At 73.5% G+C, this 19,948-nt stretch carries 22 protein-coding genes; 6 read left to right on the forward strand and 16 right to left on the reverse strand.

All coding sequences use genetic code 11. The features are described from left to right. Positions 1-57: 57 nt before the first annotated feature. Positions 58-1,179, forward strand: coding sequence for a baeRF2 domain-containing protein (locus tag K7854_RS09585; protein WP_226025974.1), 1,122 nt, complete (start codon positions 58-60; stop codon positions 1,177-1,179). A gap of 34 nt (positions 1,180-1,213) precedes the next feature. Here the strand turns inward: K7854_RS09585 and K7854_RS09590 are convergent, their stop codons facing one another. Further along, positions 1,214-2,833 (reverse strand): ABC-F family ATP-binding cassette domain-containing protein, encoded by a 1,620-nt coding sequence (locus K7854_RS09590; protein WP_226025975.1) that lies wholly within the window; start codon positions 2,831-2,833, stop codon positions 1,214-1,216. Between the two features lie 122 nt (positions 2,834-2,955). Between K7854_RS09590 and K7854_RS09595 the strand changes: the two genes are divergently transcribed. From K7854_RS09595 to K7854_RS09605, 3 genes are all read left to right on the forward strand, one after another. Then, positions 2,956-4,461 (forward strand): bifunctional phosphatase PAP2/diacylglycerol kinase family protein, encoded by a 1,506-nt coding sequence (locus tag K7854_RS09595; RefSeq protein WP_226025976.1) that lies wholly within the window; start codon positions 2,956-2,958, stop codon positions 4,459-4,461. Positions 4,462-4,585: 124 nt separating this feature from the next. Beyond that, positions 4,586-5,407: a methyltransferase domain-containing protein gene (locus tag K7854_RS09600; RefSeq protein ID WP_226025977.1), complete on the forward strand. Its 822-nt coding sequence runs from the start codon at positions 4,586-4,588 to the stop codon at positions 5,405-5,407. Positions 5,408-5,461: 54 nt separating this feature from the next. After that, on the forward strand, positions 5,462-5,632 hold the full coding sequence (locus K7854_RS09605; RefSeq protein WP_030178442.1) for a hydrophobic protein: 171 nt from the start codon (positions 5,462-5,464) through the stop codon (positions 5,630-5,632). Between the two features lie 41 nt (positions 5,633-5,673). Here the strand turns inward: K7854_RS09605 and K7854_RS09610 are convergent, their stop codons facing one another. From K7854_RS09610 to K7854_RS09670, 13 genes are all read right to left on the reverse strand, one after another. Further along, positions 5,674-5,970: a gas vesicle protein K gene (locus tag K7854_RS09610; protein WP_226025978.1), complete on the reverse strand. Its 297-nt coding sequence runs from the start codon at positions 5,968-5,970 to the stop codon at positions 5,674-5,676. Position 5,971: 1 nt separating this feature from the next. Beyond that, a complete protein-coding gene (locus K7854_RS09615) occupies positions 5,972-6,154 on the reverse strand; it encodes a gas vesicle protein (RefSeq protein ID WP_226025979.1) in 183 nt (60 codons plus the stop codon). After that, on the reverse strand, positions 6,151-6,945 hold the full coding sequence (locus tag K7854_RS09620; RefSeq protein WP_226025980.1) for a GvpL/GvpF family gas vesicle protein: 795 nt from the start codon (positions 6,943-6,945) through the stop codon (positions 6,151-6,153). The genes K7854_RS09615 and K7854_RS09620 overlap by 4 nt, the downstream gene beginning before the upstream one ends. After that, a complete protein-coding gene (locus K7854_RS09625) occupies positions 6,942-7,268 on the reverse strand; it encodes a gas vesicle protein (RefSeq protein ID WP_073730590.1) in 327 nt (108 codons plus the stop codon). The genes K7854_RS09620 and K7854_RS09625 overlap by 4 nt, the downstream gene beginning before the upstream one ends. Next, positions 7,265-8,389 (reverse strand): SRPBCC family protein, encoded by a 1,125-nt coding sequence (locus K7854_RS09630; protein WP_226025981.1) that lies wholly within the window; start codon positions 8,387-8,389, stop codon positions 7,265-7,267. The genes K7854_RS09625 and K7854_RS09630 overlap by 4 nt, the downstream gene beginning before the upstream one ends. Continuing rightward, the gene (locus tag K7854_RS09635) at positions 8,386-9,072 is read right to left on the reverse strand and encodes a DNA primase (protein WP_226025982.1); all 687 of its coding nucleotides are present in this window, start codon (positions 9,070-9,072) and stop codon (positions 8,386-8,388) included. Before K7854_RS09635 ends, K7854_RS09630 begins: the two co-directional genes overlap by 4 nt. Beyond that, positions 9,069-9,332 (reverse strand): gas vesicle protein GvpG, encoded by a 264-nt coding sequence (locus K7854_RS09640; RefSeq protein WP_226025983.1) that lies wholly within the window; start codon positions 9,330-9,332, stop codon positions 9,069-9,071. The genes K7854_RS09635 and K7854_RS09640 overlap by 4 nt, the downstream gene beginning before the upstream one ends. A 4-nt stretch (positions 9,333-9,336) precedes the next feature. Next, complete coding sequence (locus K7854_RS09645; protein ID WP_226025984.1) at positions 9,337-10,110, reverse strand: GvpL/GvpF family gas vesicle protein; 774 nt, start codon at positions 10,108-10,110, stop codon at positions 9,337-9,339. Continuing rightward, on the reverse strand, positions 10,107-10,544 hold the full coding sequence (locus tag K7854_RS09650; RefSeq protein WP_030178468.1) for a gas vesicle structural protein GvpA: 438 nt from the start codon (positions 10,542-10,544) through the stop codon (positions 10,107-10,109). The genes K7854_RS09645 and K7854_RS09650 overlap by 4 nt, the downstream gene beginning before the upstream one ends. Positions 10,545-10,631: 87 nt before the next feature. Further along, positions 10,632-11,012 (reverse strand): gas vesicle protein GvpO, encoded by a 381-nt coding sequence (locus K7854_RS09655; RefSeq protein ID WP_226025985.1) that lies wholly within the window; start codon positions 11,010-11,012, stop codon positions 10,632-10,634. A gap of 65 nt (positions 11,013-11,077) precedes the next feature. After that, positions 11,078-12,043 (reverse strand): non-homologous end-joining DNA ligase, encoded by a 966-nt coding sequence (ligD, locus tag K7854_RS09660; protein WP_226025986.1) that lies wholly within the window; start codon positions 12,041-12,043, stop codon positions 11,078-11,080. Further along, the gene (locus tag K7854_RS09665) at positions 12,040-13,887 is read right to left on the reverse strand and encodes a transketolase (RefSeq protein ID WP_226025987.1); all 1,848 of its coding nucleotides are present in this window, start codon (positions 13,885-13,887) and stop codon (positions 12,040-12,042) included. Before K7854_RS09665 ends, ligD begins: the two co-directional genes overlap by 4 nt. Further along, on the reverse strand, positions 13,884-15,758 hold the full coding sequence (locus tag K7854_RS09670; RefSeq protein ID WP_226025988.1) for an FAD-dependent oxidoreductase: 1,875 nt from the start codon (positions 15,756-15,758) through the stop codon (positions 13,884-13,886). Before K7854_RS09670 ends, K7854_RS09665 begins: the two co-directional genes overlap by 4 nt. Before the next feature lie 181 nt (positions 15,759-15,939). On the opposite strand from K7854_RS09670, the gene K7854_RS09675 reads away from it, so the two are divergent. Next, positions 15,940-16,902, forward strand: a complete 963-nt coding sequence (locus K7854_RS09675; protein WP_226025989.1) for an LLM class F420-dependent oxidoreductase — start codon at positions 15,940-15,942, stop codon at positions 16,900-16,902. Between the two features lie 74 nt (positions 16,903-16,976). On the opposite strand, the gene K7854_RS09680 is transcribed toward K7854_RS09675, so the two are convergent. Beyond that, entirely contained in the window at positions 16,977-17,507 is a 531-nt protein-coding gene (locus tag K7854_RS09680; RefSeq protein WP_226025990.1) for a phage holin family protein, read from the reverse strand. A gap of 80 nt (positions 17,508-17,587) precedes the next feature. On the opposite strand from K7854_RS09680, the gene K7854_RS09685 reads away from it, so the two are divergent. Further along, the gene (locus K7854_RS09685; RefSeq protein ID WP_226025991.1) at positions 17,588-17,935 is read left to right on the forward strand and encodes a VOC family protein; all 348 of its coding nucleotides are present in this window, start codon (positions 17,588-17,590) and stop codon (positions 17,933-17,935) included. Between the two features lie 19 nt (positions 17,936-17,954). Here K7854_RS09685 and K7854_RS09690 read toward each other — a convergent pair whose 3' ends face one another. Beyond that, entirely contained in the window at positions 17,955-19,919 is a 1,965-nt protein-coding gene (locus K7854_RS09690; protein ID WP_226025992.1) for a DUF5107 domain-containing protein, read from the reverse strand. Between the last annotated feature and the right edge of the window lie 29 nt (positions 19,920-19,948).

Below are 19,948 nucleotides of genomic sequence, written 5' to 3' on the forward strand. Positions count from 1 at the left end.
CCGGGTACCCGCCCCGGAGCACTACCACCCCCGAGCGGCACCCGGGAGGGCAGCCACATGGATCTCGCGTTTCTGCACCCCCTCTACGAACACCAGGGACCCTGGGCCTCCGTCTACGTCGACCTCTCCCGGAACGCGGAGGACACCGCCCACGAGCGTGAGCTGACGGCCGCCGCGGTGGCCCGGGAGCTGGCGGAGCAGGGCGCGGACGACGCCACCTGCCGGGCGGTGCGGGAGGCGGTGGACGAGCTGCGGCACGCCACCGATCCGCACGGTCGGGCCCTGTTCGCGTGTGCCGGACAGGTGATCCTCGATCCGCAGCTGGCCCGGCCCCCGTACGGCGGGACGACCGCCGACTGGGCCCCGCTGCCGCACGTCACGCCGCTGCTCGACCTGGCGGGCGAGGACCCGGTGTGCGTGGTGGCGTACATCGACCGCAAGGGCGCCGACTTCGAGCTGCGCAGCGCGCTGGGCAGCTCGGACGCGGGCGGGGTGACCGGCAGGCAGTGGCCGGTGCACCGCACGAGCAGCGCGGACTGGTCGGAGCGGCACTTCCAGCTGCGGGTGGAGAACACCTGGGAGCACAACGCGGCGGAGATCGCGGACGCGCTGGCCGTGTGCCAGGAGGAGACCGGCGCCGACCTGCTGATCCTGGTGGGTGACGACCGGGAGCGGCGTTCGGTGCACGAGCGGCTGCCCTCGCGGCTGCAGGAGCGCGTCGCCGAGGCCTCGCGCGGCGCCGGCAGCAGGCTGCTGGACGACGAGGTGGAAGGGCTGCGCGAGGACCACGTCCGGGCCCGGGCCCGGGAGGACCTGGACCGGTTCCTGGCCGCCCGGTCGCCGGACGACGAGGGCCGGGCCGGCGCGGCGGAGGGCGTGCCCGCGCTGGTCGAGGCCGCCCGGGAGCACCGCATCGACGAGCTGCTGGTCATCCCGGACGCCCCCGACACGCACCGCGAGGTGTGGATCGGCGAGGACGCCGACCAGGTGGCGGTGCGCCGCACCGAGCTGAAGACGCTGGGCGAGCAGAACTCCTGGTCGGCCCGTGCGGACGACGCCCTGCTGCGCTCGGCGGTGATGACCGGCGCCCCCGCGATCTCGGTGACGCCGGTGCTGCCGCCGGAGACCTCCGAGAAGGCGCCGGTGGGCGGCCTGGGGGCGCTGCTGCGCTGGAAGTGACCGGACGACGGGCCCCGGCACCGCGGCAGCGGCGCTAGCGGGCCCGCTCCACCCGTCGTTCGTCCCAGACCGGCTCCGTCGTCTCGCGCACCCGTCCGTCGCTGCCGAAGACCAGGTACCGGTCGAAGGAGCGGGCGAACCAGCGGTCGTGGGTGACCGCGAGGACCGTGCCCTCGAAGCCCTCCAGGCCCTCCTGGAGGGCTTCGGCCGATTCCAGGTCGAGGTTGTCGGTGGGCTCGTCGAGCAGCAGCGCGGTGACGCCCTGGAGTTCCAGCAGCAGGATCTGGAAGCGGGCCTGCTGGCCGCCGGAGAGCCGGTCGAAGGACCGTTCGGCCTGCTGGGTCAGCTCGTAGCGGCGCAGCCGGGACATGGCGGCGCCCCGGTCCTGGGCGTGCTCGGTCCACAGGATGTCCAGCAGGGTGCGGCCCAGCAGCTCGGGATGGGCGTGGGTCTGCGCGAAGTGTCCCGGCACCACGCGCGCCCCGAGCTTCCAGTCCCCGGTGTGGGCCACGTCGTCGCCGGCCAGCAGCCGCAGGAAGTGCGACTTGCCGGAGCCGTTGGAGCCGAGGACGGCGACCCGTTCGCCGTAGAAGACCTCCAGGTCGAAGGGTTTCATGAGGCCGGTGAGTTCGAGGTGTTCGCAGGTGACGGCGCGCACGCCGGTGCGGCCGCCCTTCAGGCGCATCCTGATGTCCTGCTCGCGCGGCGGCTCGGGCGGCGGCCCGGCCTCCTCGAACTTGCGCAGCCTGGTCTGGGCGGCGCGGTAGCGGGACGCCAGGTCCGCGCTGTTCTCCGCGGCCTGACGCAGCGTCAGGACCAGCTTCTTCAGCTGGGCGTGCTTCTCGTCCCAGCGGCGGCGCAGCTCCTCGAAGCGGGCGAAGCGCTCCCGGCGGGCCTCGTGGAAGGTGGTGAAGCCGCCGCCGTGCACCCAGGCGTCGGCGCCCGCGGGTCCCGGCTCGACGGAGACGATCTTCTGTGCGGCGCGGGCGAGCAGCTCCCGGTCGTGGGAGACGAACAGCACGGTCTTGCGGGTCTCGGCGAGCCGCTCCTCCAGCCAGCGCTTGCCGGGCACGTCCAGGTAGTTGTCCGGCTCGTCGAGCAGCAGCACCTCGTCGGTGCCGCGCAGCAGCGCCTCCAGCACCAGGCGTTTCTGCTCCCCGCCGGAGAGCGTGCTCACCTGCCGCCACTGGGCCTTCTCGTACGGCACCCCCAGCGCGGCGGTGGTGCAGATGTCCCACAGGGTCTCCGCCTCGTACCCGCGCGCCTCGGCCCAGTCGGCGAGGGCCTGCGCGTACGCCAGCTGGGCGGCCTCGTCGTCCACCGTCATGATCGCGTGCTCGGCGGCGTCGACGGCGCGCGCCGCCTCGCGGATCCTGGGCTGCGCCACGGACACCAGCAGGTCGCGCACGGTCGTCTCGTCCCGTACGGAGCCGACGAACTGGCGCATGACGCCGAGGCCGCCGGTGACGGTGACGGAGCCGCCGTGCGGCTTCAGCTCGCCGGCGAGCAGGCGCAGCAGGGTGGTCTTGCCCGCGCCGTTGGGACCGACGAGGGCCACGACGGCCCCCTCCCCCACGCGGAAGGAGACGTCGCCGAGGAGCGCCCTCCCGTCGGGGAGGTAGTACTCCAGGTGCGCGGCTTCGAGGTGACCCATGGGACCGGATTCTGCGGCTCGGGCAGCGCCCCGGGCAAACCCATTTCCGCCCCGGCGCCCGGGCCGGGCGCACGTGGCGCGGGCCACGGCAGGAAACGCCGTCCGCAGGGTAGGCGGGATCCATGAGTCCCGACGTAGACCTCACCGCCCCGACGCCCGGCCCGCATCCCCTCCGTGACGGCTTCCTGCGGTTGGACCAGCGGGCCTTCGAGGCCGTCGCCGCCCGCACCTGGCCCGGCGCCGACCCGCTGCTCCCCCGGTTGAGCCGCAGCGCCAACCACGGGGTGCTGTGGTTCGCCGCGGCCGCCGCCCTGGCCGCGTCGCGCACCCCGAGGGCGCGTCGCGCGGCCGCCCGGGGGATCGCCTCGCTGGGCCTGGCCTCGCTGACGATCAACACCCTCGGCAAGCGCTCGGTGCGCCGGCCCCGCCCGGTGCTGGACCCGGTGCCGCTGGTCCGGCAGCTGAAGCGGCAGCCGATCACCACGTCCTTCCCGTCGGGACACGCGGCCTCGGCCGCCGCCTTCGCGACCGGCGTCGCGCTGGAGTCCCCGGCATGGGGCGCGGCGGTGGCCCCGGTGGCCGCCGCGGTCGCCCTGTCCCGGGTCTACACCGGCGTCCACTTCCCGAGCGACGTACTGGCCGGTGCCGCCCTCGGCGTGGGGGCCGCGTTCGCCGTGCGGGGCATGGTGCCCACCCGCGCCCAGCACGTCCCGCCGGCCCGGCCGCGGGCCGAGGTGCCCGCGCTGCCCGGGGGCGAGGGACTGGTCATGGTGGCCAACGTCGGCTCGGGCACCTCGGAGCGGGTGCGGGCGCTGTGCGACGCGCTGCCCGACGCGGAGGTGGTGGAGTGCGAGCCGGGGGACGTGCGGGCGGAGCTGGAGAAGGCGGCCGGGCACGCCCGGGTGCTCGGCGTGTGCGGCGGCGACGGCACCGTGAACGCGGCGGCCGAGATCGCGCTGCGCCACGGGCTGCCGCTCGCGGTGCTGCCGGGCGGCACGCTCAACCACTTCGCCTACGACCTGGGCGTGGAGGACGTACGGGACCTGTGCGGGGCGCTGGAGCGGGGCGAGGGGGTGCGGGTGGACGTGGGCCGGTTCGCCTCGGGCGGGCGGCGCGGCGTCTTCCTGAACACCTTCAGCCTCGGCGTGTACCCGGAGCTGGTCAACGAGCGGGAGCGCTGGTCGCCGCGGATCGGCGGCTGGCCGGCCGGGGTGCTCGCGGCGGTGCGGGTGCTGCGCGCCGACCGGCATCCGCTGGAGGCCGAGGTGCGCGGCCGCAGGCGCCCGCTGTGGATGCTCTTCGCGGGCAACGGCACGTACCACCGCCGGGGCATCGCCTCCGGGCGCCGGCTCGACCTGGCGGACGGGCAGCTGGACGTGCGGGTGGTGCACGGCGGGCGCCGGCCCGCCCTGCGGCTGCTGTCCGCGGCCCTCGCGGGACCGCTCACCCGCTCGCCCGCGCACGCGGCGGTGCAGGTGCCCCGGCTGCGCCTGTCGGGCGTCGCGCCCGGCACGCTGATGGCGTACGACGGTGAGCTGACCGAGACGGAGGGCGACCTGACGCTGGAGAAGCTGCCCGAGGCGCTCACGGTGTACCGGCCGCTGCCCGGCGGCGGGCTGCTCTCCTGACCAACGCCCCGGCCTGACACCCTCCCCCCTCCTGACACCCCGTCAGTCCGCATCCTAAGACGGATATCTCACCATGCGGCTGGCGGGCGTACCGTGATCACACTGTCGGGAGAGGGGATCCACCATGCCGAAGCCGCATGAGACCGCCGTCTACACGCACGGGCACCACGAGTCCGTGCTGCGCTCGCACACCTGGCGCACCGCCGAGAACTCCGCCGCCTATCTGCTCGGCTCCCTGCTGCCGCACATGCGGATCCTGGACATCGGCTGCGGGCCGGGCACCATCACCGCCGACCTGGCGGAGCTGGTGCCCGACGGCCACGTCACCGGCGTGGACCGGTCGCCGGAGATCGTGGAGCGGGCCCGGGCCACGGCCGCCGCGCGCGGGCTCGGCAACACCGACTTCGCGGTCGCGGACGTGCACGCGCTGGACTACCCGGACGACACCTTCTGCGTGGTCCACGCCCACCAGGTGCTCCAGCACGTGGGCGACCCGGTGCGGGCGCTGCGCGAGATGAAGCGGGTGGCGAAGCCCAACGGCATCATCGCCGTCCGGGATTCCGACTACGGCGCCATGACCTGGTACCCCGCGTCCCCGGGCATGGACGACTGGCTGGACCTGTACCACCGGGTGGCCCGCGCCAACGGGGGCGAGCCGGACGCCGGACGCCGGCTGAAGGCCTGGGCGCTCCAGGCCGGGTTCACCGACATCACGGCGACCTCGGCCACCTGGACCTTCACCACGCCCGAGGAGCGGGAGTGGTGGAGCGGTCTGTGGGCGGACCGCACCGTGGCGTCGGCGTACGCGGAGCGCGCCACCGGCGGCGGCCACGCGACACCGGAGGGACTGCGCGCCGTCTCGGCGGCCTGGCGGGATTGGGGAAAGAGCCCGGAAGGCTGGTTCAGCGTCCTGCACGGAGAAATTCTGTGCCGAAAGGAAGCATGACCGACGCCTGTTCGGTGGAATCCGGGAAACCAGTACGGCAGGAGGTTCTACATTATGGTTCCGCTTCTGCTCGTACTGCTTCTCGCGATCGTCCTTTTCGGTGTCGGATTCGCGGTGAAGGTTCTCTGGTGGATCGCTCTGGCGGTTCTGGTCCTGTGGCTGATCGGTTTCCTGGCCCGCGGGACGACGGCCGGTGGCGGCAGGGGTCGCTGGTACCGGTGGTGAACGAGTGAACGAGTGATGAGACCGCCGCTGCCCCGGGAGCCTCACTCCCGGGGCAGCAGCGGTCCCAGCGGCCCGAGGTCCAGGTTCAGGTCCTCGGGCCGCAGTCCGTAACGGTCCCGCAGTTCGGTCATGCGGTCGTCGAGGAGCATCAGGGTGAGCCCGATCCGCTCCTCCTGGTCCTCGCTCAGATCGCCCTCGTCGACACGGCGCAGCGCCTGGCGTTCCATGAGCTGGCGCAGCAGTTCGACGACCGTGAGCACCAGCTTGACCAGGTCGCGCTCGACGGTGTCGGGTTCGAGTTCGATACGGCGCCTGGGGGTCTCGGGGTGTTCGCTCACGTCAGTCCCCGAACGGTGAGGGAACGTTACGGTTGACCGAACTGATCAGCGCGTTCAGGTCGATGCGGACCAGGTCGACGTCCGCGATGCGCAGTGTGAGGTCGCCGGTGATGACGACCCCGCCGGCCAGCAATCGGTCGAGCAGGTCCACCAGGGCGATCTCACGGCGCTCCACGACGGTCACGACCGGTCCCCCTCTGCTTCTCCGGCGAAGGAATAGGCCGCCCAGGGTCCGGTGAGTTCCACACGGATTCCGGGGGCGTCGTCCTTCGTTCGGTCCACCATTTCCACGAATTCCTCGGATGCGTCGCGGGCGACGAGATAAGCGGCATTGAGAACGTTCCGTCCGGCGGCACCGGAAAGCCGGGGGTTCTGCGGCGCGTGCAGCCGTGCGTCGTCGGCCCGGCCGGACAGCCGCGCGTGCAGCCCCGTGGCGAACTCCTCGGCCCTGCTCCACAGGTCCTCGGTCGCCCGGGTCTGCCGGCGCCGCTGCCGCAGGTAGTCCCGGCCCGAGACCGGCTTCGGCGCGGACTGTGCCGAGGCGGCGGACCGCTCGGGGCGCGCCTGCTCGGCCGGCTCCGCCTCGACGTACACCTTCACGCCCCACTCCACCCGGCCCTCCAGCCGGTCGAGCGTGCGCCGGAAGTCCGCCTCGCGCTCCTGCAGCATCACGCGTACGCCGCTGTCGTCGCGGAAGACGGTGGCGAGCCGGAGCGGCAGCGGGGTGGTGACGGCGGTGAGCGCGTCGACCACCTGCTGGTGGGCGCGGGCGGTGGCGGTGAGCCAGTCCAGGTCCTCCAGGTGGTCGCGCAGCGCCCCCTCGCTGAACTCGGCCTCGGGCACATGGCTGACCACGGCGACCAGGCCGCCGTGCGGCAGCAGCCGGGGCGGGTCGCCCGACACCCCCGTGAGCTGGGCCTGCAGGGCCGCGTCGAAGGGCCGGCAGACGGCGTAGACGTAGCGCAGTCCGGTCACGGCGCCTCCCTCGGTACGCGGCCCGGGTCCAGCTCGCGCAGGCGTTCACGCAGCGCCGCGTTCTCCCGGGTCAGTTCGTCGTGCCGGGCGCGCGAGGACAGGGCGGGGTCGCTCTCCCACCAGTCGATGCCCATCTCCTTTGCCTTGTCGACGGAGGCGACGACGAGCCGCAGTTTGATGGTCAGCAGCTCGATGTCGAGCAGGTTGATCTTGATGTCGCCCGCGATCACGACTCCCTTGTCGAGCACCCGCTCCAGGATGTCGGCGAGGTTGGCGCTCTGTCCCTGGCCGTAGGGATCGGGCAGCCGGCTGGGGGTGGTCATCGACGGCTCCCGCCCTCGGCGTCCTCGTACTCGTAGTCGTACGCGTCATCGGGCGCGTACTCGTCCTCCCCGGCCTCCTTGTCCGCCTCGGCCTCCTCGTACTCGCCCTCCGGCTCCTCGTACCCGGCCTCGGGCTCGTCCGCTTCCTCCTCCTCGTACTCGTCGCCGGGCTCCTCCTCGTCCCGGTCCTCGTAGGCGTCCTCGGGCTCCTGCTCCCGGTCCTCGTCCCGGCGCTCCTCTTCCTCCTCGGCGACCGCGTCCTCGTGGCTGCGGACGACCTCGCCGTCGCGGATCTCGCCGCGCCAGCCGTCGTCCGCCTCGCCCTTGAAGGTGATGTGACGGACGTAGTTCTTGAGGTCGAGCCGGGCCCGGCGGCCCTGGGCGCGCCAGATGTTGCCGGTCTTCTCGAACAGGCCCTTGGGGTAGTACTCGATGACCAGGACCACGCGGGTCAGGCTGTCGGCGAGCCGATGGAAGCTGACGACGCCCTTGGTCGAGCCCTTGGCCCCTTCCGACGTCCACGAGATCCGGTCGTCGGGCACCTGCTCGGTGGTCGTCGCCTTCCAGCTGCGGTTGGACCAGAAGACCTTCAGCTGCCAGTCCGAGGTGGTGTCATCGGCGCGGTTCGCGCTCTTGACGCCCTTGGCGAAGGTGCTGAAGTCCTGGTACTGGGTCCACTGGTCGTAGGCGGTGCGCAGCGGTACGCCGACGTCGACGTACTCGATGATGACGGTCGGTTTCTGACCGCCGCCGCCCTTCTTGCGGCCCTTTCCCCCGGCGAGGTTCTTGAAGGCGCCGACCACGCTGTCCTTGACCTTGCCTGCGCCGACCTCGAAGGCGGCCCGCACCGGGCCCTTGCCCTCGGCGAGCTTGCGTCCGCCGTCGAGGGCGAGCTTGGCGAACCCGGGGCTGTTGCCCTCGGCGATGTCGTTGAGCTTGCCGGTGGTCTCGCCGAGCTTGGTGCCGACGCCGGTCAGCAGCCGGGTGGCCTGGGCGGCGAGGTAGTCCTGCACCTCGGCCTTGAGCCGGTCGGCCGCCTCGCTGTGCGCCACGTCGGCCAGCGGGTTGTTCTTGGCGGCCTTGCCCGCCGAGGAGGCCGCGGACCCCAGGGTGTCGCTCATCGCTCACCACCGCCCTTCGGCTGCCGGGCAGCGGCACCGCGGGCGGCGCTCCTGGTCCCTGCCGTCTTCTTTCCGGCCGCCTTCTCGGCGGGCTGGGCACGCTTCGCCGCCGCCTTCTTCGCGGGGGCCTTGGCGGCGGCCTTCTTGGCGGGTGCCTTCCGGGCCGTCTTGCGCGCTGTCTTGCGCGCTTCGGACGGTGCCTTCTTCGCGGGCCGCTCACGCCGGGGCGCGCGCCGCTCCTCGGCCTCCTCGCGCTCCCCGCGCTCCTCCGGCTCCTCGCGCTCCGCAGGCTCCTCGTACTCCGAGTCCTCCGAGGCCTCGGAGTCGCGGGAGTCGTCGGATCCGGCGCCGGACGCCCGGGAGGCGACACCGGAGAGCTGGTCGCGCACCTCGGCGGTGCGCCCGTGCAGCCGGTCGGCGAGCGCGTCGATCTGCCGCTCCACCATGGCACCGGAGGCCGCCTTGCCCACGCCCCTGAGGTCGGTGCGCAGCTGGTCCCCGATCTCCTTGAACTGCGGGTTGTTCTGCAGTTGCCCGGAGACCAGTTCGGCGATGCCCTTCGGGGTCAGGTTCATCTTCTTGCCGGCCACCATGGTGCCCACGGCGACGGCGAGTTTCAGCTTCTTCGTGCGTCCCAGCAGGTATCCGGCCCCTACCGCGAGGCCCAGTCCCACTCGATTCATGGTGCCGTCCCGTTGCCCAATCCCGCGCTCGTGCGCGTAGCGATCTCCAGCCGGTCCAGAAGCTCGTCCTCCTGTCGGTCGAACTCCTCCTCCGTGATCTCGCCGGCCCCCAACTGCTCTTCCAGGCGGGCAAGTTCGGCTCGTACCGTGGCGGGGTCGTAGTAGATCCGCTCGGCCTCGTCCAGCACCTGTCTGATGGCCCAGGCGCTGCCGCGCACCGGTGCGAACGGCAGCAGCAGGACCTCCGAGATCAGTCCCATGTCGTCACCCCGCTCCGGCGTCCGCACCGCCGGCCGCCGTGCCCGCGGGCTCGGCCGGGCCGGGCTCGACGAAGCTGTACGGCGGCAGCGGGCCGTTCACGCGGACCTCCAGGTGCGGCATCTCGCCGCGGGCCCGCTCGACGGCGGCGAGGAACTCCTCGACCGCCTCCCGCTTCACCAGGAACGAGACGTTGGCCAGCCACCCGGTGGACTCCGGGCCCACGCTCACGGCGTCGGCGGCGCCCTCCAGGGTGCGTTCCAGCACGGTGGCGTCCTCGGCCTCCTTGCCCTTGACCGCGGCCGCCACCATCTCACCGAGCCGGATCTTCGCCTCGTAGGTCCCGCCACCCGCCTGCCTGTTGGACTCGGCGAGGGCGCGGATCTCGGGGTTCTCGGCCATCACGTGGTGCAGGACGGCCTCTTCGACGTGGTTGGCCTTGATGTTGTACTCGACCCGGCCGTCCAGCGCCGCCAGGCGTTCGGCGTAGTGCTCGGCGCGCTCGGCGAGGACTCCGGTGACCGCCTTGTCGTCGGGGGCGACGCTGCCGAACCGCATCGGCAGCACACAGCCGTCCGCGCCGATCTCGCTCAGCACGTTCTGGTGGGCGAGCAGTTCCCTGCGCTTGGGGCGCAGCCCCTCGGGCGCGTCGCTGACGACGGCCGCCAGCTCGCCCTCCTTGAGGATCCGCACCTCGCGCGGCGGGTCACCGACCCCGCCCGTGCCCTCGGGGAGCGAGGGATGCGTGGCGGCGGTGATGCCGTAGACGTACGTACTCACTCCTGCTCCTCCTTCCGGCGCGAGGGCGCGGCCTTGCGGGCGCGCGGACGCGACGACGTCTCGCGCTCGGAGCCGCCCTCGTCACGGGCCTGCTTGAACGCGTCGGAGATGGTCTCGGCGGCGCCGGACAGCGCGCCCTTGGACTTGCCGCGGGCGCCGGACTCGGTCATCTCGCCGACCAGGTCGGGCAGCCCCGGGTCCTTGCGCGGCCCGGCCTCCAGGTCGAGCCGGTTGCACGCCTCCGCGAAGCGCAGATAGGTGTCCACGCTGGCGACGACGACTCGGACGTCGATCTTCAGGATCTCGATGCCGACCAGGGAGACGCGCACGAATGCGTCGATGACGAGCCCCCTGTCCAGAACAAGCTCAAGCACGTCGTAAAGGCCGCTGCTGCCGCCTCCGCCGCCGGTCTGTTGTGCCGGTACGACAGTCATGCCTGCTGTTCCTCCATCTTGTCGGTGGTGTGGGGTGTGTTCGCGGGTGCCGGTGCGAGTGCCGCCGCGGGAGTGCCGGGCGCCGGGCTAGCGGCTGCCGCGGGCGTCGGCCCGGCCGCGCTCGTAGCGCCGTACCCGCCGGTAGCCCGTGAGCTGCCCCTCGGCGTCCAGCTCCACCTGGTAGCTCGCCATCAGGCTCATGGTGTCGGGCACCCGCTCCAGCTCCAGGACCTCGACCTCCAGGGCCCATCCCTCCTCGGTCTGCTCGAAGGAGGACACGGACTCGGCGGTCATCCCGGTCAGCTCCGCGAGCTGGGCGCGCGCCTCGCGCAGGACCTCCATCGGCTTGGGGCGCGATCGCTGTGAAGCTTGTGATTCCTGTGAAGCTTGTGATTTCCGAGATGTATGTGGCTTTCGTGAACTCTGTTGTGAGTCTTGCGAGTCGGATGTGCTTCTCGTGTTCGACATGGCCACCTCCCCCTCCGTGTGGCCGCATGTGTGTTCGCCAAACCTCGCCGGGTTGCGCAGTCCGCTCAGCCGTGCAAGGCGTTCAGGCGCCGCCGGGCCGGGCCCAGCGCCCGTACGCGGTCCGTGAGCCCGGCCCAGGGCCGGGTGCGGGCCTGTTCCACGGCGTCCGCGACGGTCCAGCGGCGGGCGTGCAGGGCGGGGTCGTCCAGTTGGTCCCAGGAGATGGGCGTGGCCACGGGGGCGCCGGGGCGGGCGCGGACGGTGAAGGGGGCGACGGCGGTCTGCGCGTAGGCGTTGCGCTGGATGTCGAGGTAGAGCCGGTCGCCGCGGTCCTTCTTGCGTGCGGCGGTGGTGAGCCGGTCGGGGTGGGCCGCGGCCAGGACCTCGGCCACGGCTCGGGCGAACTCCCGTACCTCGTCGAAGTCCTGGCGGCCGTCGAGCGGGACGACGATGTGCAGCCCGCGGGATCCGGTGGTCATCGGTGCGGAGGGCAGCCGCAGCTCGTCGAGCAGCTCGCCCAGCAGCCGGGCCGCCGTCCGCACCGTCTCGAAGTCGTCGCCGGCCGGGTCCAGGTCGAAGACCAGGCGGTCCGGCCGCTCCAGCCGCCCCGTCCGGGACAGCCAGCGGTGCAGGGTGAGGGCGGCCTGGTCGGCGAGGTACACCAGGGTGGCGGAGTCGTCGCACACGGTGTGGCAGACGGTGCCGCCCTCCTTGCCGACCTCGACGCGTTCGATCCACCCCGGGTAGTGCTCCGGGGTGTTCTTCTGCATGAACCGCGGTCCGTCGATCCCGTCCGGGTGCCGTTCCAGCATCAGCGGGCGGCCCCGCAGGTGGGGCAGCATGAACGGGGCGACGGCACGGTGGTAGTCGACGAGATCGCCCTTGGTGTACTCCCCGGCACCGCCGTCCCCGGCCGGGAACAGCACCTTGCCCGGCCGGTGGACCTCCACGGTGTGCCGTCCGGCCCGTACGGTCCGGGCGCGGTCGCTCCCGCTGCCGCCGTTCCCGCTCCCGCCCCTGCTCCCGCTCACGGCACGATCGCCTGCTCCACGAGCATCCGCGCGGTCGCCTCGATGGACTCGGCGTCGATCCCCGCGGCGTGCAGTTCCTCCGCCGGGGTCGCGGAGCCCGGCATCGTCGTGACCGCGAGCCGCACCAGCCGGGGCACCGGCCGTCCGTCCGTGAACGCGTCCAGGACGGCGTCGCCGATGCCGCCCTCCCGGCGGTGGTCCTCCACGGTCACCAGGCAGCCGGTCTCCTCGGCGGCCGCGCGCAGGGTGGCCCGGTCGACCGGCTTGACCGAGTACAGGTCGATCACCCGGACCGGGATGCCGTCGGCCGCGAGGGCGTCGGCCGCGGCGAGCGCCTCGTGCAGGGTGACGCCTGCCGCGACGACGGTGAGCCGGTCGGCGTCGGAGGAGCGCAGCACCTTGCTGCCGCCGACGGGGAACTCCTCGTCGGGACCGTAGATCACCTTGCTCTCGCCGCGCGAGGTGCGCAGGTAACGGATGCCCTCGAGCCCCGCCATCTCGGCGACCAGGCGCGCGGCCTGGTTGGCGTCGCACGGGTACAGCACGGTCGAGCCGTGGATGGCCCGCATCATCGCGAGGTCCTCCAGGCCCATCTGGCTGGGCCCGTCCTGGCCGATGGCGACGCCCGCGTGGGAGCCGACGAGGTTGATGCCGGAGCCGCTGATCGAGGCCATCCGCACGAAGTCGTAGGCGCGGGTCAGGAAAGCGGCGAAGGTGGTGGCGAACGGCACCCAGCCGCGGGCCGCCATCCCCACCGCGGCGGCGACCATCTGCTGCTCGGCGATGTAGCACTCGAAGTACCGCTCGGGGTGTTCCTTGGCGAAGAACTCGGCCCGGGTGGAGTCGCCGACCTCGCCGTCCAGGGCGACGACGTCGCCGCGCGCGGTGCCGACCGCGGCGAGCGCCTCGCCGAAGGCGTTGCGGGTGGCGATCTCGTCGCCCTTGTCGTAGCGGGGCAGCTCGGTCTGTCCGGTGCCCGTCGAGTGCAGGGCCCGGGCGTCCTCGGGCGCGTGCACCCGCACCGTGAGGTCACGGGGGCCGCCGAGTTCGGCGATCGCCTCCTCGGCCTCGGGCAGCGGCTTGCCGTGCTGGCCCTCGCGGTCCTCCACGGCCTCGACGCCCTTGCCCTTGAGGGTGCGGGCGATGATCGCGGTGGGCTGGCCCTTGGTGGACAGGGCCTCGCCATAGGCGCGGTCGACGGCGTCGACGTCGTGGCCGTCGATCTCGATGGTGTGCCACTCGAAGGCGCGGAAACGGCGCGCGTACGCGTCGAGGTCGTGGCCGTGCCGGGTGGGGCCGCGCTGGCCGAGCCGGTTGACGTCGACGATCACGGTGAGGTTGTCCAGGTGCTCGTGCCCGGCGTGCTCGGCGGCCTCCCACACCGATCCCTCGGCCAGCTCGCTGTCGCCGCACAGCACCCACACGCGGTAGTCGTTGTGGTCGAGCCGCTTGCCGGACAGCGCGATGCCGACGCCCACGGGCAGTCCCTGGCCGAGCGAACCGGTGGCCGTCTCGACCCACGGCAGCCGCTGCGGCGTGGGGTGCCCTTCCAGGCGGCTGCCCAGCTTGCGGAAGGTGAGCAGTTCCTCGTCGTCGATGGCACCGGCCGCCTTGAAGGCGGAGTAGAGCAGGGGCGAGGCGTGCCCCTTGGAGAGCACGAAGCGGTCGTTGCCGGGGTGGGCGGGGCGTTCGAAGTCGTAGCGGAGGTGGTTGGCCAGGAGTACGGCCATCAGGTCCGCGGCGGACATCGACGAGGTCGGGTGCCCGGAGCCGGCGGCGGCGGACGCCCGTACGCTGTCGACGCGCAACTGCTGTCCGAGGTCGACGAGTTCACCGGTGTTCATGAGTCTCCTTCCGCGGCACGGCCGTCGGTGCGCTTGACCGGGCCGGGGGCGATGTCGGGTCCGGGGGGCGGCTGGTTCGCCGGGGGTTCGGGACCGGGGTCGGCAGGCGGGCCCGCGGACCGGCTGGGGCCGGACGGGGCGGTGGGCCGTCGGCCGCCGGAGCCCGCGCCGGAGGCCCGGGGTGCTCTGCCCGGCTTGCCGGTACCTCCCCGGTCGGGGCGCGGTCCGGCGGCCTCGACGGCGCGGCGCGGCTTGCCGGAGGCACGGGGCGAGCCGGACGGCCCCGTCCTCCCCCGCCCACCGTGCCCCTGCGCCCCACCGGACCCCCCACCCGGCTGGCCCTTCGCGGGCGCGCCGCCCGGCTGGCCCTTCGCGGGTTCACCGCCCGGCTGATTCCTGGCGGGCTCGCCACCCGGCTGCCCCTTCGCAGGCTCGCCGCCCGGCTGGCCCTTCGCGGGCTCGGTGTCCGGCCGGGCCTTCGCGGGCTCGGTGTCCGGGTGGCTCTTCGTCTCCTCGCGGTCGGGGCGCCGCCCGGCGGGGCCGGTGTCCTTCCCGGTCCGTTCCGGGCCCCCCGGTACCCGCGCGACCTCGGGGGACGACGACTCCAGCGGTACGGACCAGGACCGTACGAGACCCAGCTGCACGGCCTGCCGGGGCAGCACCGCGTCGAGCAGCCAGTCGGCGGCGACCCGCACGCGGTTGCCCGGCATCGCCGCGAGGTGGTAGCCGCGGGTGACCGCACCCGCCGCCGGGCCGGACATCGGCACGCCCAGCGGATTGGCGGCGGCCTTGGCACCGCCGAGGTCCACGACGAACCCCATGTCGCGGTGGCGGTAGGCCCGCCGCTCCCCGATGCCGAGCGAGGCGGCGACGTTCTGCGCGCAGACCTTGCCGTGCCGCCAGGCGTGCTGGGCGGTCATCGGCGTGTACTGGCCCGGCTGGTTCAGGTCGGGGACGGCGGCCACGTCACCGCAGGCGAACAGCTCGGGCCGCCCCGGCACCTGGAGGTGCGGATCGACCAGCAGCCGGCCGCGCTCCATGGGCAGCCCCAGGGACTCGACCAGCGGGTCGGGCCGCACGCCGACGCACCACACGAGGGTGCGGGTGTCGACGGTGGACCCGTCGGTCAGTACGACCCCGTCATGCGTGGCCTCCTTCACGGAGGTCCCCATCCGCACGTCGACGCCCCGCTGCCGCAGGACCCGCTCGGCGGTGCGGGAGAGCCGTTCGTCCATCTCGGGCATGACCCGGGGCGCCACGTCGAGCAGCATCCAGCGGGGCCGCATCCCGGCGCGCATCGGGTGCTTGCGGACCTGCGCGTCGGTGTACATCGCGCCGTGCGCGGCGACCTCGGTGCCGGTGTATCCGGCCCCCACCACGACGAAGGTGCACCGCGCGGCGCACTCCGCCCGGCCGTCGGCCGCCGCCGCCAGCTCCACCTGCCGGGTCACGTGGTCGCGCAGGTAGAGCGCCTCCGGCAGCCCGCGGAAGCCGTGGGCGTGCTCGGCGACGCCGGGGATGGGCAGCAGCTTGTTGACGCTGCCCGCGGCGAGCACCAGCCGGTCGAAGGGCAGGGTGCCCTGCTCGCCCTCGGGGCCGGTGTAGTGCACGGTGTGCCCGTCGAGGTCGATGCCGTCGGCCTCGCCGAGCACCAGCCGTACCCGGGGGAGGGTGCCCGACAGGGAGACGCTGACCCGGCGCGGTTCCAGGATTCCGGCGGCGACCTGGGGCAGCAGCGGCAGGTAGAGGAAGTAGTCGGTCGGGTTGAGCAGGGTGATGTCGGCCTGGTGCCGGGTGAGCCGGGACAGGGTGCGGGCCGTCCGGTACCCGGCGAAGCCGGCACCGACGATCACGATGCGGGGTCGGCTCACGGTTCGCCTCCGGGCTGTCGCGTACCTCGTGAGCCTTCCGCGTCCCCTGGGCCGGGGCGCCCAAACGTCCGCGCGCGGGCCGCGGCACACCGGCGAGGAAGCCACCGGGCCGCCGGTTTCCGGCCCCGCGCCCGGGTACCCGGCCCCGGACCCACCCGCTCCTGTCCGGAGGCAACCCCTCATGCCCGAATACGGCTATTTCCTCTCGTGCGAGCAGTACGGTCCCGCGGAGCTGATCGAGCAGGCCCGGATGGCCGAGCAGGCCGGTTTCCAGGCACTGTGGATCTCCGACCACTACCACCCCTGGAACGGCGAGCAGGGCCAGAGCCCGTTCGTGTGGTCGGTGATCGGCGCCCTGTCCGACGCCGTGTCCCTGCCGATCGAGACGGCGGTCACCTGCCCGACCGTGCGCATCCACCCGGCGGTGGTGGCACAGGCCGCGGCGACCAGCGCGGTGATGACGGACGGCCGCTTCCGGCTGGGCGTCGGCACCGGCGAGGCGCTGAACGAGCACATCTTCGGCGACGCCTGGCCGGCCGCGCACGTACGCCTGGAGATGCTGGAGGAGGCCATCCTGATCATCCGCCGGCTGCTCACCGGCGAGGAGGTCAACCACCACGGCACCCACTACACGGTGGAGAACGCCCGCCTGTACACGGTGCCCGACGAGCCGGTCCCGATCGACATCTCGGGCTTCGGTCCGGCGGCGACGAAGCTGGCGGCCCGGGTCGGCGACGGCTACATCACGATGATGCCGGACGCCTCGATGGTGGAGCAGTACCGCAAGGGCGGGGGCGGCGGCCACCTGGTCAGCGGCGGCACCAAGGTCTGCTACGACACCGACAAGGACGCTGCGGTGCGCACCGTGCACCGGCTGTGGGCCAACGAGCAGCTGCCCGGCGAGCTGGGTCAGGTGCTGCCCTCGCCGAAACACTTCGAGCAGGCGCAGACCCTGGTCACCGAGGACATGGTCCGCGACAACCGGGTGTGCGGCGACGACGTGGACGAGCACGTGGCGGAGCTGAAGCAGTTCGCCGACGCCGGTTTCGACCGGGTCTACGTCAACCAGATCGGCCCGGACCTGCGCGGCTTCTTCGACCTCTACCGCACCAAGGTGCTGCCGCAGCTCCAGCAGAGCGCCTGAGGTCCGCGGCGTACAGGGGTGCGCCCGCCCGGATGCCGTCCGGGCGGGCGCACCCCTGTACGGGCGGGGCCGGGTCAGCCGCGCCCGCGCTTGCTCTCGGGGTCGACGTCGTCCTGGCGCGGTGCGGCGGGCCCGGTGCCGCCGGGTGCGGGTGTGCCCGCGCCGGGGGCGCCGGTCGCGCCGCCGACGCCACCGGGCGCGACGGGCGGCATCGGCGGGTAGGGCACGCCGAGTCCGCCCGGCGGCGCGGCGGGGGCACCGCCGCCGGGGACGTGGTCGTGCCCGGTGCCGGGTGCCGTACCCGGGCGCGAGGGATGCGGCCGGGCCGCGCCCCGCAGCAGATACGCCACGACGCCCAGCAGGACGGCCGTGATCAGCGCGGCGGCCCAGCCCGGGAGGGCGACGGCAAGCGCCAGCCCCACGGCGAGCGCGACGGCGGCGCCCGCGTACAGGGCGGCGGTGCCGGACGCGGCGTACAGCGTGGCCTTGCGGCGCTGCCTGCGGGTCTGTTCGCGCAGTTCGTCGCGCACGGTCTCGCGTGCCACCTGCGCCAGTTCGTCGACCAGTTGCCTGTCCAGGTGTTCCAAGTGATCCATGCGGTCCATGCGTTGCGGGTACCCGCGGGCTCCGCTTCCATGGCCGGACCGGGCGTGGGCGGCCGGCCGTTCCAACTAGGCTCGTCCGCATGGACATTCTGGGAGCCACACTGCGCATCTACGTCGACGACCTGGACAAGGCGATCCCCTTCTACGAGGGTCTGGCCGGCGGCGAGGCCCTCCGATTCGAACGCGGCGGTGTCCAGGTCGCCGCCATCGGCTGCTTCCTGCTGATGAGCGGGCCCGAGTCCCAACTCGAGGTGCTGCGCAAGGTGGCGGCGACGATCGCCGTGTCGGACGTCGAGGAGACCCACCGCGTCCTCGGCGCGCTGGGCGCGGACATCATCGCGGGCCCGGTCGCCACTCCCGCCGGCCGCAACCTGATCGCCCGGCACCCGGACGGGGCGATCTACGAGTACGTGGACCGGCGGCAGTAGCTCCCGGGCGGGGCGGGGGTCACTCCTCGTCCGGCCACATCCGGAAGTCGTAGCGGGCCGGGAGCGGCGACTCGTCCAGCCTCGCCCAGAGCAGGCCGATGCTGTCGGCGCCCTCCCGCAGGTCGGCGACCTCGAAGCCCTCGTCGAACACGGCCCGCGCGTCCGCGGTCCGGCCCTCCGCGGCCAGCAGCTCGCCCTCGGTCAGGCGGAACCGGCCGCGGGCCCGGGTCGCGGGGTCCAGCCGCTCCCACACGGCCCGGGCGTCCGCGGTGCGGTCCACCGCGAGCAGCGCCCCGATCGCCTCCCGGCCGAGCGCGGCGGCGGCCGCCGCCCACGCTGCGTCGTCCCCTTCCGCCGCGTCGGCCCGGCATGCGCACAGGTCGTCGAAGGCCTCCGCGTACCGGTCGGCGGCACGCTCGCGGTGGCCGTCCTCCTGGTCGGCGACGGCGAGGCAGCGCAGCAACGGCCAGCGGTCCGTGGCGGACTTGAGGCCGCGCTCCCAACTGCGCACCGCCTGCGCCCGGTCGTCGCCGTGCCACTGCGCGACCCCGAGGTGGTACTCGGCGAGGGGGGTGGCGGCCGTGGTCTCCAGCATGTCCCGCCAGGGCCGGGCCACCAGCGTCCCGCCGGGCGGCTCGTGGTGTTCCGGTCCGGGCAGCGACCCGGCGCGCAGCAGGTGCAGCCAGGGCCGCTGCGGCGCGCCGAGGGTGTCCTCGTCGAAGGGGGTGCCGGGCAGCTTCCAGCCGGTCCGCAGCACCTCGAGCGCGCCCCAGCCCGACCCGGTGGCCAGGCGCTCGCCGGGCTCGGTGTCGGCGTACGGCAGCCAGGCGTCGTACGCGGCGTCGACGTCGGCCCGCGGCAGGGCGGCCGCCAGCCGGTCCTCGGCACGGCGCAGCGCGGTGTGCCAGTCGCCCTCCGGCAGGGTGTCGAGCGGTCCGTACGCCTCCAGCCAGGACACCTCGCTCTCCGCCTCCAGCCTGACGTGTTCGAGCTGGGTGCGGACGAGTCCCGCCTGGATCTCGCAGTAGCCGCCGGTGCCGGGCTCGGTGAGCCACTCCTGCCAGCGGCGTCCGCCGGGCCCGGTGCCCCACACGAAGAGCTTGCGGCCCCGCAGGGTGTCGGTCGAGGTCTGCACCAGCCCGTGGCCGTCCGCGTCGAGCGCGGCGATCCAGCGGCGGCGGTCCTCGGGCACCTCGTAGAAGTAGTCGGCGGCGTAGGTGCTGTTCAGCGGGTAGGTCCGGTCGACGCCGTCGTACTCGGGCACCGGGACCAGGCGGAGCCTGCGCTCATATCCGAAGTGCCAGGCCTCGTCGGCCGGGGCGAGGACGCGGCGGTCCTCGGGGACGGCGATGTTGGACCACCAGTAGGTGGGCACCGGGCGCTCGTGCGGGTTGCGGATGCGGGCGCCGACGTAGAGGAAGTCCGAGCCCTCCGGCAGCCACAGGTCGACCTGGAAGGGCAGGTCGCGCAGCCGCTCCCACTCCCACAGCCGCAGCATCTCCCCGCCGTCCGGGGCGGGGACGCGGGCGGCGTGCACGGGTGAGCAGGACAGGGTGGTGTGGCCGGTGGCGCCGATGTTCCATTCGATGCCGCCGGAGAACCAGGCGCCGTTGAGGGCGAAGTTGGCGGGCTGCAGGACCGGGTTGACGTAGAGGAGTTCGCGGTCGGTCGGTTTGTGGTGGAGGGAGGCGATGCGGCCGCCGAGGGCTGGCAGGACGGTGGCCCGCAGCCGGTCGTTCTCGATGACGAGCGCGTCCAGCCCGCGCGGTGCGCGCTCCCGGTCGTAGCCGTCGCGGACCTGGACGGGCAGCAGGCTGCGCAGTGGCTCGTAGCCCACCTGGCGGGCCATGTCGCGCGGCAGGCCGGCCCGGTCGCGCTCGTCGATGCGGTGGGCCTCGTCCAGGGGGCGCAGCGGCGGCAGGGGGTTGTCCGGCCCCAGCGGCGCGGCGGGCAGGGTCAGTACCTCGCGTCGGATCGTCGTCACGGTTCCCCATGGAAGCCGCTCTCCGGCGC

It is taken from the genome of Streptomyces hyderabadensis (genome assembly GCF_020404845.1).
In the GTDB taxonomy this organism is placed as follows: Bacteria; Actinomycetota; Actinomycetes; order Streptomycetales; family Streptomycetaceae; genus Streptomyces; species Streptomyces hyderabadensis.